The organism is Paenibacillus hamazuiensis (genome assembly GCF_023276405.1).
Taxonomy (GTDB): Bacteria; Bacillota; Bacilli; order Paenibacillales; family NBRC-103111; genus Paenibacillus_AF; species Paenibacillus_AF hamazuiensis.
The window spans coordinates 7,754,773-7,771,226 of sequence record NZ_JALRMO010000001.1 but is presented as its reverse complement, the minus strand read 5'-3'; the positions used below and the strand labels follow the sequence as shown (position 1 = coordinate 7,771,226).

Annotated in this window: 14 protein-coding genes; 2 read left to right on the top strand and 12 right to left on the bottom strand. The window is 55.5% G+C overall.

The genetic code is table 11. The annotated features are described in order from the left end of the window. Positions 1-61: 61 nt before the first annotated feature. From MYS68_RS34315 to MYS68_RS34275, 9 genes are all read right to left on the bottom strand, one after another. Positions 62-1,393 carry an extracellular solute-binding protein gene (locus MYS68_RS34315; RefSeq protein WP_248930037.1) on the bottom strand — a complete coding sequence of 444 codons (1,332 nt, stop codon included), beginning with the start codon at positions 1,391-1,393 and terminating at the stop codon, positions 62-64. An 88-nt stretch (positions 1,394-1,481) separates the two neighbouring features. Next, positions 1,482-2,378, bottom strand: coding sequence for a nucleoside hydrolase (locus MYS68_RS34310; RefSeq protein ID WP_248930036.1), 897 nt, complete (start codon positions 2,376-2,378; stop codon positions 1,482-1,484). A gap of 123 nt (positions 2,379-2,501) precedes the next feature. Further along, positions 2,502-4,124: a response regulator gene (locus MYS68_RS34305; RefSeq protein ID WP_248930035.1), complete on the bottom strand. Its 1,623-nt coding sequence runs from the start codon at positions 4,122-4,124 to the stop codon at positions 2,502-2,504. Continuing rightward, positions 4,099-5,856, bottom strand: coding sequence for a sensor histidine kinase (locus MYS68_RS34300; protein WP_248930034.1), 1,758 nt, complete (start codon positions 5,854-5,856; stop codon positions 4,099-4,101). Before MYS68_RS34300 ends, MYS68_RS34305 begins: the two co-directional genes overlap by 26 nt. 104 nt (positions 5,857-5,960) lie before the next feature. Further along, positions 5,961-6,491, bottom strand: coding sequence for a hypothetical protein (locus tag MYS68_RS34295; protein WP_248930033.1), 531 nt, complete (start codon positions 6,489-6,491; stop codon positions 5,961-5,963). Positions 6,492-6,672: 181 nt separating this feature from the next. After that, complete coding sequence (locus MYS68_RS34290; protein WP_248930032.1) at positions 6,673-6,990, bottom strand: hypothetical protein; 318 nt, start codon at positions 6,988-6,990, stop codon at positions 6,673-6,675. 130 nt (positions 6,991-7,120) lie between these two features. Beyond that, positions 7,121-7,612 (bottom strand): dihydrofolate reductase, encoded by a 492-nt coding sequence (locus MYS68_RS34285; RefSeq protein ID WP_248930031.1) that lies wholly within the window; start codon positions 7,610-7,612, stop codon positions 7,121-7,123. Positions 7,613-7,679: 67 nt separating this feature from the next. Beyond that, positions 7,680-8,474 (bottom strand): thymidylate synthase, encoded by a 795-nt coding sequence (thyA, locus tag MYS68_RS34280; protein ID WP_248930030.1) that lies wholly within the window; start codon positions 8,472-8,474, stop codon positions 7,680-7,682. A gap of 370 nt (positions 8,475-8,844) precedes the next feature. Then, positions 8,845-9,582, bottom strand: coding sequence for a WecB/TagA/CpsF family glycosyltransferase (locus MYS68_RS34275; protein WP_248930029.1), 738 nt, complete (start codon positions 9,580-9,582; stop codon positions 8,845-8,847). Positions 9,583-9,841: 259 nt separating this feature from the next. Between MYS68_RS34275 and MYS68_RS34270 the strand changes: the two genes are divergently transcribed. Continuing rightward, positions 9,842-10,648: a Cof-type HAD-IIB family hydrolase gene (locus MYS68_RS34270; RefSeq protein ID WP_248930028.1), complete on the top strand. Its 807-nt coding sequence runs from the start codon at positions 9,842-9,844 to the stop codon at positions 10,646-10,648. A gap of 76 nt (positions 10,649-10,724) precedes the next feature. Here the strand turns inward: MYS68_RS34270 and MYS68_RS34265 are convergent, their stop codons facing one another. Both MYS68_RS34265 and MYS68_RS34260 read right to left on the bottom strand, forming a co-directional pair. Beyond that, the gene (locus MYS68_RS34265) at positions 10,725-12,113 is read right to left on the bottom strand and encodes an MFS transporter (protein ID WP_248930027.1); all 1,389 of its coding nucleotides are present in this window, start codon (positions 12,111-12,113) and stop codon (positions 10,725-10,727) included. 138 nt (positions 12,114-12,251) lie between these two features. Next, positions 12,252-13,214 (bottom strand): NADP-dependent oxidoreductase, encoded by a 963-nt coding sequence (locus tag MYS68_RS34260; protein WP_248930026.1) that lies wholly within the window; start codon positions 13,212-13,214, stop codon positions 12,252-12,254. Positions 13,215-13,418: 204 nt separating this feature from the next. Between MYS68_RS34260 and MYS68_RS34255 the strand changes: the two genes are divergently transcribed. Next, on the top strand, positions 13,419-14,018 hold the full coding sequence (locus MYS68_RS34255) for a TetR/AcrR family transcriptional regulator (protein ID WP_248930025.1): 600 nt from the start codon (positions 13,419-13,421) through the stop codon (positions 14,016-14,018). 125 nt (positions 14,019-14,143) lie between these two features. On the opposite strand, the gene MYS68_RS34250 is transcribed toward MYS68_RS34255, so the two are convergent. Beyond that, the gene (locus MYS68_RS34250) at positions 14,144-16,207 is read right to left on the bottom strand and encodes a hypothetical protein (RefSeq protein WP_248930024.1); all 2,064 of its coding nucleotides are present in this window, start codon (positions 16,205-16,207) and stop codon (positions 14,144-14,146) included. Positions 16,208-16,454 lie beyond the last annotated feature (247 nt).

The window sequence follows — 16,454 nt, the reverse complement described above, 5'->3', positions numbered from 1 at the left end:
AATTCTGGGATCTTAAAAAGAGAGGATGGGAAACATGGATTCCCCATCCTTATCCACTTGTTTATTTGACGACGGACTGGTATTTCTTCAGCTGATTGTCGATCAAAGCTGCGGCATCGTCGAGCGCCTTTTTCGGGTCGGAGCCGTTTTTGATATCCTCGAACGCTTTGTTGACGTTGTTTTCCCATTCCAGGTAACCCGGCGTTTTCGGGCGCGGAGCCGCCGTTTCCCGCGCTTCGCTTGCCGCCAGCTTCATGATGTTGTTCGGAAACTCCTGATACTTCGAATCTTTGTCGATTTGATCGAGCAGCTCCTTGCTGGCCGGGAGCGCACCGTTTTCGTCGAACCAGATTTTCGAGCCTTTGCCGAGCGTCAAAAACTGGACGAACTTGGCGGCCGCTTCCTTTTTCGTCGAATATTTCGAAATGCCCACGTGCCAGCTTCCGGTCGGGGTCACGATTTTCCCGCCTTCAAAATAAGGGTGCGGGGCGATCCCGAAGTTCATGCCGGCATCCTTGATTCTCGGCATGTTTTGAGTGGAGGCGAGGAACAGCGCCACTTTGCCGGAAATGAAGTAATCGAGCGCTTCCTCGCGTTTGATTTTCGGACTGATCTTCCATTTGTTGAACAGGTCGGAGTAGAACTGGAAGGCGTTTACCATTTCCGGCGAGTTCGTGTATCCTTTGGCGGTCAGGCCGTCATCGCTCAGCGGCTTGGCGTTTTTGCTCTGCGCGAGTGCCAGCAGCTGGTAAGCTTTTCCGACCTGATCGAAGCTGAAGCCGAACACGTCGTTTTGGCCGTCCCCGTTCGTATCCGCGGACAGCTTTTTGGCTACCTCCACCACGTTCTCCCATGTCATCCGGTAATTGATCTGGTCGGACGGGAACGCAACGCCGGCTTTTTGCAGCAAATCCTTGTTGTAAAACAAAACGACGCTCGAGGAGTTCATCGGGGCGGCCATGAGCTGCCCCTGATAAGATCCGGCTTCCGTCGCCGAAGGAATCCATTTCGACTTCGCATCGGCTCCGAGCAAAGCGTCGAGCGGTTCGAGATAACCTTTCAGCGCATAACCCATCGTCAAAGGCACGTCGACGGAGATGACGTCCAGATCCTGGGCTTTGGACGCCAGCTTGATTTCGATCGTCTCGGTCAGCTTGGTCGTCGGGCTGAGCTGCAGATTCACCTTGATGTTCGGATTTTCCTTTTCGAACGCATCGACCACTTTTTTAATCGGCTTTTCCCAGCTGGAGTTGGCCAAATACGTGATTTCGACAGGCGCTGCATTGTCGGACGGTTTGGCGGCTGGCTGCGGCTGAGCCTCCGGTTTGGCGGAGCATCCTGCGGCCAGAAGGGATATGCCGGCACACACGGCGATCCATTTCATTTTTTTCATCGGAAGGTTCCCCCTAAAGAGCATTATCAAATAGGATGTTCGCGGTTTCGCTCTCTATTTGAACACGCTCTTGTATTTTTTGTATTGGTTAATTAAATACCCTTGCTTTGAGCAGGTCCAGGAAGGCGTCGCGGTTCACTTCCAGGCAAACCTCCACGTTGCCGGTTTCGCTCAGCTCGCCGATCGTCTGCCCTGTCGGGTGCCTGTGATCGTATTCGACCGTAATGTTCATTTTTCTCGTTTTCACGAGCCGGCGGTCAAGCAGCGTTGCTACCGCGAGCGGATCGTGCATGAACGTAAAATCCCGTTTGCGGTAATCCATATACCCTTCGATTTGCTTGGTCAAAGTGACGGCAAGCGGGGTTCCGGACAATGCCAGCTCATCCTTGTCCTTTCGCGTAATGGACACCTGCCGGGTTACGTCAAGCCCGACCATCAAGATCGGCGCGCCGCTGGAAAACACAAGGGACGCCGCCTCCGGATCGCATTTGATGTTATGCTCGATATGGGGAAGCTCCGCCGCGTTGTGGGACAGCCGGACCACACCGCCCATCATGACGATTTCCTTGACGTTCTTCGCGATGCGCGGCTCGCGGATGATCGCCGCAGCGATGTTGGTCAGCGGCCCGATCGTCACCAGCGTAATCTCGCCGGGATTTTTCATAATCGTCTCGATGATAAAATCCACGGCATGTTTCGTCTCTTCGGCACTCCCGGCGTCGATGTCGAGTCCTTCCCCTTCGATTCCCGCCCAAAACACTTCGCGGTTATGCAGCAGGGGCCTCACCACTCCGGGATAAACCTCCACTTGTTCCTCACTGCTTAAAGCCATAATTTTTTTGGCGATTTCCGCCCGCACGTGAACGTTTCCGTAAACCGTCGTAACTCCCTCAAGTTTGATTTCCGGCGATCTGATCGCCAGCGACAATGCGACGGCGTCGTCGGAATCCGTTCCGATATCCGTATCCAAAATGATGCGGTTCACTTGATTGCCCCCTCTTTCTTCGATATGTTTCTGCCGATACCCAAAGTATAGGACAGGGCTGTCCGCACGAATACGGATGATTTTTTAAGAAAATAGATGACAATTTCAAGCAGATGCGCAAGCTCACTCCCGGCCGGACATGGCCCGGTATTCTTGTGGGGACGAGCCGAAATAACCTTTAAACAATTTGGTAAAATACGGCGTATATTGATATCCGACCCCGGCGGCGATCTCATAGATCTTCGCCTTGGAGTTTCTCAGCAAATATGCGGCTTTCTCCATCCGGTACCGGTAAATGTACTCGCTTAAGTTTTCGCCCGTTTCCTGCTTGTACATCGCCGAAATGTACGCCGGGTGCAGATGAAGCTGCTCGCTGATGGCCTGCAGCGTCACATCCTCGGCCAGATGCCGTTCGATATACTGATGGATTTGCAAAACGAAAGAACCCCGGTTTTCCGTACTGCCCGCAAGCACGCGGTCTTTGATCCGCTGCAGCGTGTGCAGGGACCAATCGCGCAGCTGCTTGACCGTGCGAAACGCGGCGGCATTCGCCGGCACCACAGGCTCTTCGGTGACGTCGGCCAACTGCAGGCCGTTCATATGAACGATCCGGGTATAGGCGTTAGAGAGCGCGTAGAACACCTCGGATATATATTCCGCGGTATCCATTCCATTCCCGTTTAACTCTCCGAAAATATAATCCAATCTTTCGCACGCATCCTGCCAGCGCCCCGTCTCCAAAAGCTGCAGCAGCACAGGGGGCTCGTACAGCCGCTGCAGAGGGCGCAGCGGCATTTGCGAAGGCTGGTCCCACAGACGGATAAAATGCCCCTCCTCGCTGCCTGACAGCCTCCTCAGCGTGACCAGCGCGTGCTGGTAAAGCTCGGCCACTCCGTGAGGAAACGGTTCGAAGCCGCTCGTGATCACCGAAATTTTTCCGTGCAAATAGAAGGTGACAAAATGCTGCAGCTCGGGAATCAGCTGCTCCAGCAGCTTTCTTGCAGCGGAATCCTCCGCGGAAGGAGCTTTTATTTTGAGCAGCATGGTCAAATAATGGTTATCGTCCTTGCATGCCCACACCTCGAAATGCTTCTGAAACACTTCCTCGGCAATATTGACGATGGCGTATTCGAACAAGGAGATGCTGCGTTCGTCGTATTCCAGAAAGCTGTTCTCAATTCTCAGCATCACCACCGCCACGTCCTCCTCCGCCGCAAAAGGGATGCCCAGCTTCCCGGTTTCCTCTTCCAGCGTCTTTAGGGGCAGCTTCTTCCCTTTCAGCAAATCTCTCAGCAGCGACGCTTTCAGCTGCAGCAAATGCGAGCGCAGCGTCTCCTGAGCTTTCCGGCCGGATTCGGCAGCTTCGCGTTTTTGCTGCAGCGATTCCCACGTCCGGCGGATCGTTTGCAGCAGCTCGTCTTTTTTCACCGGCTTCAGCAAATATGCCGCCGCCCCATTTTTCAGCGCCTGCTGCGCATATTCGAATTCCGCGTAGCCGGACAGCAGGATGCACAGCACATTGTCGGCATGGTTTTGTATGACATGCTCGCAAAGCTCGAGTCCCGACATTCCCGGCATGCGAATATCCGTCACCACGATGTCGACCGGGAACTGCGCAAGCAGCTCGGCCGCTTCCTGCCCCGAGCCCGCCGTATAAACGCGCTCCACATCCGGCAAGCCGCTCAAAAACAATGATAAATCCTCCAAAATGACAGGTTCGTCATCCACCAGCAGCAATCGCATCATATCCGTACTCTCCTCTCCAATAAATGGTCACGCGAAGTCCTCCCGTATCGTTCGCGGGCGACAGCTCCAGACCGGCGCTTTCCCCAAACCGGTACTTCAGACGCTGCTCCACGTTCCATAATCCGCAGCCCGTCGTTTCATCCATCGGCCTTTCAAGCCGCTCCCTGATCTCCTTCAACCGTTCCCCGGAAAGTCCGACGCCGCTATCCTCTATCGTGATGCGCACGTATTCTCCGCTGCGTTCGCCGCTTATGACGATGTCGCCTCCGCCCATTTTCGGCTCCAGGCCGTGCACGATCGCATTTTCCACGATCGGTTGGATGAGCAGCCGCGGCAGCGGAATATCCAGCATCTCTTCCGGCATCCGGATCTCGTAGCGAATCCGCTGAAGCCGCAGCAAATGGATCTCCAAATAATTTTTCACGAGTCCAAGCTCGTCCTTAAGACGCGTATTCGGATCGTCGAGGCGCGTGATATAACGATAATAATCGCTCAGGTTGTAGGCCATGGCGATGACCGAATCGCTCCGCCCCAGGTTGGTCGAGCTGATGACGAAGTTAAGGCAGTTGTACAGGAAATGCGGGTTGATTTGCGCCTGCAACTGCTTCAGCGTAGCGAGCCGGGAACGGTTCTTCTCCTCGTATACGTTTTCAATCAGGTGCTGAATTTGCTCGGCCATCTCGTTAAACCGGACGACGACAAAATCGAACTCGTTATGAAACCACGATTTCAGCCGCACGCTGAAATCTCCGTTTTGGAACCTTTTTAACCCGCCGATCAGCGATTGCAGCGGAAGCTGGACGTGCTTGTACAGCAGGTAAGAGGCCATAAGCCCGACTACGAGCAGCAGCGCGATGCAGCAGTAAAACCAGTTCCGGATCGCCGTAATGGGCGACAATATTTGCTCCATCGGCGTATAGTCGACGATATAAAACCCGAGAGCTTGCGAATACACGTAATTGACCAGGAACGTTTTGCCGGCGATTTCCGCATTGAAGCTCCCTTTGTCCTGATGCGGCTGCTTGTACAGCGCTGCGGCCACCTCGTTCGTTTTGTCCCGGTCGGAACTGCGGTTGTAGGAGAAATGACCCTGCCCGTCCACCATGAACGGATCGCCTTTGCTGCCGGTTTTGAGCTGGTCCAGCAGCGACGTAATATTTTGCTCGTAGAAGGCAAGCTCGACCACGACCACGCTTTGCTCGAGCCTGCCGTTATCGCTGATCGGCCCTCCGGCGTAATACACAAAGGAGGACATGTCCGGACGGTCGGGGTCCGAACGGTAAATCCAGCCGGATTTCCGCGTATCGCGGTCCAGCTGTTTTTCGTCGTAGGGCACTTGACGGTAAAGAGTGGAAACCGTTTTTCGCTCGGTCGGAAAATACAACGTAATTTCGTTATTCCAGCTGCTCGCCGAACTTTGCAGCGTCAATTTTTCCTGAACGGTCGATTCGGTTTGGTACATCTTCTGCCGGTCGCCGGTCAGCATGATGTTTTCCAACCCTATCACCGTAGGGTCGCGAGTGAGCGTGCTCGCATTCATGGCCAAACTTAAAGCCATCGCATCGATTTGCTTGCGGAAAAATTCCAGCTGATTCATGTTCTCCTTCTGCAGATTAGCTTCGACAACCTGCACGCTGGCCTGGTTCGATAAGCCGTAGAGCAGCAGGACCGGTATGAGAAAAATAAGTATAACCGCGTTCATTTTGGTGAATATGTTTTTTTGGAATTTCATTCGGATCCCCCTCCCAGCCTTCGAGATCATTCTAGCAGAAATTCGTTTGCCTCGAAAAAGGGGAAAGACCGCCATATATGGGCGGTCCTGGTGACGGCAATCTTTTACAGTACAAAAAATTGATTGATAAAGACAACCCCTGTCGACGATCGGATCTCCAGAAGGATGCTTGAATTGTTGCTTCGCACCCGCAGCAGGCTGCCGGCCGGCAGAAGAGGCGAGATCAAGGTGCGAATCCTTGCGTTGTCTCTGTTTCTGGCTGCGGCGACAAGCTGGGCTGCGAATGTACTGTTGTCGCGGATTTTCCGGTACAGCGGCAAAATTCTCCTCGAAATGCTTCTTAAGCTTCTGACGGTCAAAAGAACGCTTTCCCTCGTGTGAGTCGCATTTTCCACCTGGTTCGCCGGCGGCGGGGCCGGAAATCCGATGTTAAATCCGAACGTGTTGGCCCCCAAATCGTTGAAACCCGAAGTGACTCTTCCGACCAGCCGACTTAGCGCCCTCAGATTGTTGCTGCGGATGGCTGCCGTGAATTTAGCTGCGTATATCGGATTGTTAGCAATTGTGCGATAAACGGGAATCGTTTTTCTCGCTGCCTTTTGCAGTGCCACTGCCGTCAATCGACTCAATGTCATGATCAGCTCCTTTGCCTTTTTCTCCACTAGTGTATTAGATCAGGACATTTTGGATTGGGCGGTTGTTCCGTATCCAATAGAAAAGAGACCGTCCTGATCGGCTGTCGGCCGATCGGAACGGTCTCTTATGGTCATTTCTGCGGCGGTACGGCCTGTTATTGACCGGATTGCGTCATAAGCCTCAGCGTACCTGCTTCGGCTGAAGCGCCTCTTCCAAAGCAATGCCGGCATCCTGCAGCGATTGATGGGTTTGCTGCTGCACCTGCTCCAGCTCCTGATGATGGTGCAGGTTATCGAATTCCTCCAGCTGGGCCTGGGCATCGTCGGCCATGTGCTGGGCGTTCTGCAGCTTGCCGAGCGCGGATTGCAGCCTCTTCGGATCGGACTTCTCGCGGGCCTGCTTGACTTCCATCTCGGCGTATTTGACCATCTGGATCGCCTTCTCGGCGTTGTCCACGCCATGCCGCTCCCGCATTTGGTGCTGTTCTTCCTGGGTCATAGGTTCGCTCATCCTTCCGGTGCGTATTGGCAAGGCGGCGGCAGCGGTTCGCCGAAACTTCGGCGCTTCCGACGCCGTCCTTCATTTGCCCAACTCCAGCATCCATTAAGATGCGCCAACACCCGGAATCTTATTCCTTATTTTGCCGCTCGTAGACGACGAACGCATGAGGATACTTGTTTTTCTCGTCAACAACGCCTTCGGTCCGCGATACTTCCTTCCATTCCGACATATCGACCTCCGGGAACCAGGTGTCGGCTTCGAACCGGTGCGCGATTTCCGTTATGTACATCCGTTCCGCGTACGGAAGAAACAGCTTGAAAATTTCCGCGCCCCCGAAAATAAACAGCTCGTCGTTCCGGTACCGCTCCAGCGCTTCCTCCACGCTGTGTACGACCTCGCAGCCCTCCGGACGGTAATCCGTCCGCTGCGTCATGACCACGTTTTTACGCCCGGGGAGAGGCTTGCCGATAGACTCGTACGTTTTGCGCCCCATCAGCAGCGTATGCCCCATCGTCAGCTTTTTCACGTAGGCCAAATCGGCCGGCAAACGCCACGGAAGCTGATTGTTCAGGCCGATCGCCCGGTTTTCGTCCATGGCCAACAAAAAATGGATGCTCACTCCGGCACCTTCCTTTTCCGCTTGTAGAGCGCATTGTTTGCAAACATACTTTATATTTCCCTGCCGCTTATACGGATATCGGAGCTATGATGCCTTTATGATGCTTATAATCGACAATTTCAAAATCGTCGTATTTATAATCGAAAATCGATGCCGGCTTTCTCTTGATAACCAGTCTGGGCAGCGGATAAGGCTCGCGGGCAAGCTGCCTTTTGGCCTGCTCGAGGTGGTTCAAATACAGGTGCACGTCGCCCCCGGTCCACACCAGGTCGCCTACTCCCAGATCACACTGCTCCGCCACCATATGGGTGAGCAGCGCGTAGGACGCCAGATTGAACGGAAGTCCGAGGAACGTATCGACCGACCTCATCTGGAACATGCACGACAGCTTGCCGTTCGCCACATAAAACTGAAACGCGTAATGGCACGGCGGCAAAGCCATTTGACCCAGCTCCGCCACATTCCATGCGCTCACGAGATGCCTTCTCGAGTCGGGATTTTTCCTGATCTGCTCGATCACCTGTGAAATCTGGTCGATCGTCCGTCCGTCCGGAGTCGGCCAAGTGCGCCACTGCGCGCCGTACACTCTTCCGAGGTTGCCGTCCTCGTCGGCCCACTCGTCCCAGATCGTCACATCGTTTTCCTTCAAGTAGTTGATGTTCGTGTCACCGCTCAAAAACCAAAGCAGCTCGTGAAAAATCGATCTCACATGAAGCTTTTTCGTCGTCAGCAGCGGGAAGCCCTGCGCCAAATCGACGCGCATTTGCCGGCCGAACACGGAAAGCGTCCCCGTCCCGGTGCGGTCCTCCTTCTGCACGCCGTGATCCAAAATATCCTGCAATAAGTCCAAATAAGCTCTCATAAGCCACCTCGGGCAAAACAAACTCACGGGGGCCGGCCTGTCTAAGGGGAAACGTTGTCAGGTTAAGCGAGCCTTAGCGGAACTATGGTTCGCTAAGCGGGTCCATTTCGGATAGTTTTGAAAATTAGCGGAACTGAGATGATCTATTTGTCTTTTCATCCGGTACACACACCATTTTCCACCGATTTAGCGCATCTCAGTTCCTCTATTTTTTTCAAAGTGCTCATTTATCCGAGGATAGCGAATGTGAGTTCCGCTATGTTTTATAAACTACGCTCCATATCCTGATAACATTGGTCCAAGGGGTCCCGTGGCTAAAAGTAAATCTGCGCGGCCTGACGGCACCTGCAAACGGCGGGCTGCAAACCCGCTATTTGCGGCATTCCAGCAGCGCCCTGAAGGCGAAAATCGGCAGCGCCAGCTGCCGGCGCCAGCGCGACGGCTGGGAAAGCAGGCGGTACAACCATTCCAGATTGAGCTTCTGCCAAATGACCGGCGCCCTCTTCACCTTGCCGGCGATCACATCGAGGCTGCCGCCGACACCGAAGGCCACCTTCGCCCGCACGGCGGATTTGTATTTGTAAATCCAATGCTCCGCCCGGGGAGCGCCCATCGCCACGATCAGGAAATCCGGCTCCGCCGCGGCGATTTCCTTCACGATGCCCGCTTCCTCCTCCAGCTTGTAAAACCCGTTATGACGCCCGACGATTCGTACCCCGGGGTACTGCTCGGCGATTTTTTCCGCGGCGATCCGGTTTGTTTCCTCATCCGCTCCGAGCAAATAAAACGACCAGCCGTGGCGCTGCCCGATGCTCAGCAGCTCAACCAGAAGCTCGTAGCCGGTCACTCTTTCCGCGATCGGCTCCCCTCTCCAGCGGGACGCGAGCACGATGCCGATCCCGTCCGGCGTAATGAGGTCGGCCGCGTGCATCACTTCCTGCAGCTTCGGCTCCTCCTGGTAGCGGACGACGATTTCCGGATTGGCCGTTATCAGATGGAACGGCTTGTCCCGCCCGCCCGATTGCGCCGTATGCTCCAGCAGCTTCACCGTCTCCTGAAATGTCAGCTTGGAAAAAGGTACCCCCAAAATGCGTACCGACTCGCTCATAACCCGTTCACCTTTCCGTTTTTGAAAATGGGCTTGTCTCTTTTTTGCATACCATCCATTATATCAGAAATCGGCGTTTACCGTGAGTACCCGGGGAGCGAATGATTGCGGTGAACCCGCTTCGTGTCAGGAGCGGCAGAATCGCCGCGAGTCTGCGGGAGGAACGCCCGGACCGGGCCGCAAGCTCTATCCTCCGCTTGGCAAATGAGGTATAATGAGAGCATTTGAACAGAAAGAGAACCGGAGGAGAGACCTGCTTATGTACAAAATGATGGCCATCGACATCGACGATACGCTGCTGAACGACGAACGGGAGGTGAGCACCGGCACCAAGGCAGCCCTTGCCGAAGCGGCCGCGCACGGGGTGACGGTGACGCTCGCCACCGGGCGCATGTACGCTTCGGCCAAGCAGCTTGCCGCTCAGCTCGAGCTGAACGTGCCGCTGATCACCTACCAGGGCTCGCTGGTGAAAAACAGCATCGACGGCAAGGTTTTATACGAACGCGCCGTCACCGGACCGGCCGCGCATTTTCTGTTCCGCTACGCGGAGGAACACGATCTTCATCTGCAGTCGTATTACAATGACGTTTTATATGTGAAGGAAGCGAACCAAAAGGCGATCGACTACGCGGAGCTGTCAAAAATTCCGTTCGAGGTGTACGCGGCGTTTCACGAACTGGCGGACAAACCGAACACGAAGCTGCTGATGATCGACGATCCGGAGCGTCTCGATGAAGTCGCGGCGGATCTGAGAAAGCACATCGGCCACGAGGTGCACATCACCAAGTCGAAGCCGCATTTTCTCGAGTTCGTGCACATCGAGGGCACGAAGGGACACGCGCTGGCCGCGCTCGCCGCGCATTTCGGCTACGAGCTGTCGCAGGTGATCGCGATCGGCGACAGCTTCAACGACCGCGAGATGCTGCAGACCGCCGGACTCGGCGTAGCGATGGGCAACGCGGTTCCGGCGCTCAAAGAGATCGCCGACTACGTGACGCTGAGCAACAACGAGGACGGCATCAAGCATGTGGTGGACAAGTTTGTGTTTAACCGGGTCAATGTTTAATTGCGTAAAAAATAAAAGGAGCGCAGCTCTTTAACGGGCCGGCGCTCCTCATATTTTTTACGGTATTTTTACGATCTCACAAAGTCTGCGATTTCTTTCCGTACGCCCTGTAGTAGAGCGAAATGCCGATGGCGACCACCACCGCAAACAGCAGCAGCAAATTCGCGTACATCTGCGAGGCCGGGTCGCCCACCAGCGGATGGAAGCGGAAATCGAACAGCTCGCTGTCGAGTATTTTGCCGACCACGGCGGTCCCGACGGCGCCGGAGATGAAGCCGATCAGGTTGAACAACCCCATCCCGACACCGGTTTCCTCCATCTTCAGCGTAAGCGATACGCTGTTCGACAAGGCGGTTTGGATGAACGAAAAGCCGATGTAGGTGAGCAGCAAGGAACCGGATATCAGCCAGGCGCTCATGCCGACGAAGCAGGAGATCAGCAGCAAGCTCGCAATCAGCAGACCTGCACCCAGATAAACGACGAAGCTGCTGCCTTTTTTATCCGCCAGATTGCCTCCCACCGTGCCGAATACGACCGCGCTGATCGCGCCCGGGAACATGATCCAGCCGATCGCCGTCGTATCGAGACCGTAGATTTTGCTGAGCAAGAGCGGCAGCACGAACATGATCCCCATCACGATGCAGAACACGATAAAGCCGACGATAAGACCGACGCGGAACAGCCGGTTGCGCAGCAGCTTCGGTTCGATGAAGGGCTCGGGCGTACGGCGGATATGAAAAACAAACGCGATCAGCAGGACGGCGCTGGCCGTCAAATAATACCATTCCGGATACGTCAGGAACAGCACAAGCGAAGCAAGGCCGAAACCGAGCATGAACGCTCCGGGGACATCGACCCGGCCCGGCCGCGGCTCTTCATCCGGAAGAACGCTGCGGAAAAACGGCAGTGAGATCAGTGTAAATACCGGAACGATAAACAGGAACGACCAGTGGTAGTGACCCGATATAAAGCCTCCGATGACCGGGCCGACGCCGACGCTGAACGAAACGGTGGAGGTCAGCATGCCGAACACTTTCCCCCGGTCTGACGGTGAAAAATAACGCGCAACGACGACCATGATCAGCGCCGGAATCGCTGAAGCGCCCGCTCCTTGCAGAGCCCGCGCCAAAATGACGAACAGGTATGACGACTGCAGCGCGAAGCCAAGAACAGAACCGATCGTATAAATAATGATGCCGATCGTGATCAGCTTTTTCAAACTGTACAAGTCCGACAGCTTGCCGTAAATGACCGAACCGATCCCGAAAAAAATGATAAAGCTCGTAATGATCCAACTGACTCCGGACGGCTGAAGCTGAAACTGCGCGGCGATGCTCGGCGTCGACACATTGAACATCGTCTCGTTAAGCACGCCGAAAAAAATGATATAAACGATCCAGGGCACCGTCCGCTTCAAATTCAGCGTAGGCGCATCCGCCGCCTGGGCGGCCGTAGCATGATGCATAGTTACTCCTCCCCATAACCGAATATGGCCCTTATCTCTAGTTTTCCCATCTTAACATGCCGCGGCGCGGGTACTGGTGGGAAAGCTTTGTTATAGGAAAAATTCCCGGCCCACGCCGCCTGCTGACTCAACCCGCCCTTACTCCGCCACACGCAGTACGATTTTTCCGGTAAGGCGCCGGCTTTCGCTCAGTTCGTGCGCTTTAGCCGCTTCCTGCAAAGGCAGGATAGTGTGAATCGTCGCTTTCAGACGGCCATCGTCGATCAAGCCGGCAATGTCGGCCAGCTTCGCCCCATCGAACGGAGCCAAGACCATAGCTTTCAAGTTGACCGAAGCTTCGGCAGCTTGCTCGGCGGAATATTGACCCCAGGCTACCGGTACGAGCGTTCCGCCCGGCTTGAGTGCCGCGAACAAGCGGCTCCCGTCCTCGCCGCCAACCGTATCCAGCACCAGATCGGCCTGCACAGTCGTTTGATCTGCCGATGTAACGGTATAATCGATAAAGCGGTCGGCGCCGAGCTGCCGTACGAATCGCTCATTGCGTCCCGAAGCGACGCCGATCACTTCGGCTCCCGCCATTTTGGCCAGTTGAACGGCAAAATGTCCGACCCCGCCGGCCGCTCCGTTCACCAGCACGGTTTGCCCTTTTTGCAGACCGCCCTGTTCAAACAGCGCGATCCATGCGGTAAAAGCCGACATCGGAATTCCCGCCGCCTGGTCATGATCGATCGACTTCGGTTTATGCGCCATGTTCGTCACCGGAACCGCAGCGTATTCTGCGTAAGTTCTACCGGTGCCCGTCATCCCGAAAACGGCATCCCCTTCGCGAAAAGCGGTCACATCGGGATGAACCGCCTCCACGATACCCGAAAAGTCGTATCCCGGTATAATCGGAAGCGGGAAGGCGAAGCCGAAGCGTTTGGCGGCAAGTCCTGAGCGGATTTGCCAGTCTCCGGGATTGACTCCTGCGGCGGCTATGCGGACGAGCGCTTCTCCCGGTCCCGCGGCAGGACGAGGCGCGTCTTCGTAACGCAGCACATCCGGAGCGCCAAAGACATGGTACCGTATAGCTTTCATCGTTTCACCGACTGTTTTCCCCACCTAAGCGCCTCCTTCATAGGCAAAATGCCACTGCATTTCGCCGACACTTGTTGATTAACGTTCATTAATTTGTTAAACATCAATCATTGCTTATCATGCTAACGTACGATTAAAATATAATCAATAAACAATATCTCGCCTTTGCCCGTTATTCAACGCATTTTGATAATTGTCGGAAAAATAATCCTTAAAGGGGGGTTAAACATGGAGACGCAAACCAAAAGTATCGACCGACGCGCCAAAAGATCGGTTCGGCTTATCAAACAGGCTTTCATCGAGCTTATGGGGGAAAAGGGGTTCCATTCGGTCACGATTCAGGACATTACGGACCGCGCCGATGTGAACCGGGGGACCTTTTATGCACATTTTCCGGATAAATACGCTTTGGCCGATTCCATTATTCGCGAGAATTTTCAAAATTTGCTGGAAACCAGCTTGCCGCCGGACTCCGGTTGGAGCCGGAGCAACTTGCGGCTGCTGATCCGGACGATTCTGCTGCATTTCGAAGATGCGTGCCGCCGCTGCTATCGGATAGAGGAGCTTGACCCGCTTTTTGAACGCGCGGTTCAGGAGACGCTTGCCGGACTACTTATGAAGTGGCTGGGGGAGGTTTCTTCGCAAGAAGCGGATTGGCGCGTGCCGACCAAGGCGATGTCGTTTATGGTCAGCTGGATGATTTTCGGAGCGGCGGTCGAATGGAGTATGGCTAAAAGCATGTGCACGATCGATCAGATGACGGACCATATTCTGACGCTTATTACCGAAGGAGTTTCCCGGCTTACACCCGGGGGATTGGCGGAATAAGGAGTGAACAAACCGGCAAAAATGAGCTGCACCTCATTTCCTGGCGTTAAAAAAAGAAGCTCCCGTCGATGCCGTCCGTTCAAGGACTGGCCTCGGGCAGGAGCTTTTTTGAGATTTCGCGCGGGTTACTGCTTCAGCGTCTTGACAAGGCGCTTCACTTCTCCGTTTGGCGTATCTATCGATTCGTAAAGGTTGATCGTCAGCGGGTACTCAAGCTGCTCGGTTTTCAAATTGCCGATCTGCACGGTCTGCTCGCCGCTGATCAGCTTGTTCGCCCCGACAAAAGGAACCGTTTCTGAGCCTAACGTGCGGCCGAGGCCATCGACGAGCTCGATTTTGAACTTCGAGAAGTTTTGATCGACCACGACATTGTCCTCCTGGCTGACGGTCAGATCGAGCTTCATTTTGTAAGAGTAGGTGAGCCCCTGCCCGACGCCGCCGTTGGTAAAAGCGCTCAGCTGCCAGTCGTTCAGCTTCACCGTAAACGGATAAAACGACATTATGTCGCTGTCCGTATCCTGCTGAACCGCCGTCTGCACGGCCGCGATCGCACTGCTGTACGGTGCGGTCGTCACGTTGTCCAGCAGCCGGATGGCAAGCTGCTGGCCGTTTTCCGTATCCGGCACCATGAAAGAGTAATTCATGACGTAGCCCAGGTTCGGCATCAAGTTCGTCGCCGTCGTCGTCTGACGGCTGCCGGCGTAAACGGAACCGTCCGAACCGACAAGCTCCGCTTGGAAGTTCGGCAGCGGCACGGTCAAGCTGCTCTCATTGCTCAGCTTGAACTTGGCGACGACGGTTTTATAGCCATCCTGGTCGCCGCCGTGCATGTGAAGCTCGACAAGCGAAACCTTGGTGTCTGCGTTCACCAGCTTGTTCAGCGGGTCAAACGGAATCGGTGTGCCGATCGCGTAAGGTATCGGCGTCATTCCCGCAGCGGCTCCGGCGCCGGATGCCGGCATCGCCAGCTTTAACCGTCCGACGTCGAACATCATCGTCGCGGGTTTCGTTTGGCCCGCCGCGGTTGCTGCGGGAGTAAACATCTCGCTGGTCATCAGCAGCAGATTTTGCAGCGTTGCGCCGTTATCGACCGGTATCGCGAAATGCACGTATTTTTTTTCGCCGGGTGCAAGAACAATATCCCCGGTCTCAATGCGGCTGCCGGTGTATACTTTGTCCGCCGTTTTTCCGTCGAGGCGAAATACGGACATCGTTTCGTTTGCGGCTCCCGGATTTTCAGCGAGCATGGTGACGACGACGGTTCTTGCTCCTTTGTCGTCATTTTGCTCCGACAGTTCGGTCGGCGTGAAGCGGATCGGCGATACAGAGCCGGGAATCGTAAACGTTTCTCCCCACGCTTTGTTCGCCGAAGGGTCCGTGATGTCGGCTTTGGAGCCGTTCCACACCGACGCGGCCGGTATTTGCAGCAGCACCGTTTCCTGCTTCGGATAAACATATTCGTCGACTTGCGTGAAGCTCACCCCGGTAACCGTCAGCTCGTCCTGGCGATCGATCGTGACCATATACGTCATATCTGCGTTTTCCTTCGCCTGGATCGAACGCTCGTTTGTCGCGCTCGCCTGCATCGTATATTCGCTGCCGTCCGCCAGCTTCACGCGCAGCTCGTAGTCCGGCACGCGGTTCATCTGCGTAGCTGTGTTGCGCAGGCGAACGGCGGCGCCTATCGTCGTGCCGGTTGCCGTCTTGCTGAGCGACAGGCTCTTCAGCTCCGCTTGAATCGAATCGGTCAGCGGATATACGGTGTTGGTCGGAGCCGCGGGAGCGGCAGCCGAAGTCGAGGCTGCTTGCACATTTGCCGGAGCCACGGCCGATGCTGCCGGTGCCGACGCGGCTGAGGCTGCCGGCGTTTCTGCCGCGGCTGCTGGTACCGCTGAGGCTGCCGGCGCGTCTACCGGGGCTGCCGGCGCGTCTACCGGGGCCGCCGGTGCCGGCGCTGTGGCTGCCGGGGCATCTACCGGGGCTGCTATACCCGCTGCCGAGTCTTCAGTCGGCACAGCAGCGGGGTCGGCGGAAGTATCTGTGGCTGAGGCTGCTGATACCGTGAATGCTGTATCCGATGCTGCGCTCACAGCAGCTGCGTCGCCGTCCGCCATCGCCGGCAAGCCTGCCGGAAGCGTGGAAGCCGCGATCATGAGCGCTGCCAAAGTAATTCTCCAGTGATTGTTCATTTGCATTGCCTCCTAAGAAGAAAGAATTTTGTCATAGATAAAATGCAGGGGCGCGCGTGCACTTGTTTGGGGTTTTTCCGACTCTCGGCCACTACCCAGGCACGGTACCCGGGCCGAGAGAACGTTTTCCCGACTCTCAGCCTGGCCTCCGGCTCCAGCCGGGGCCGTATTCGACCTGAGAGGCGGTTTTTCCGACTCTCGGCCACTAGCCGGGCACGGTACCCGGGCCGAGAGACGGGTTTCCCAC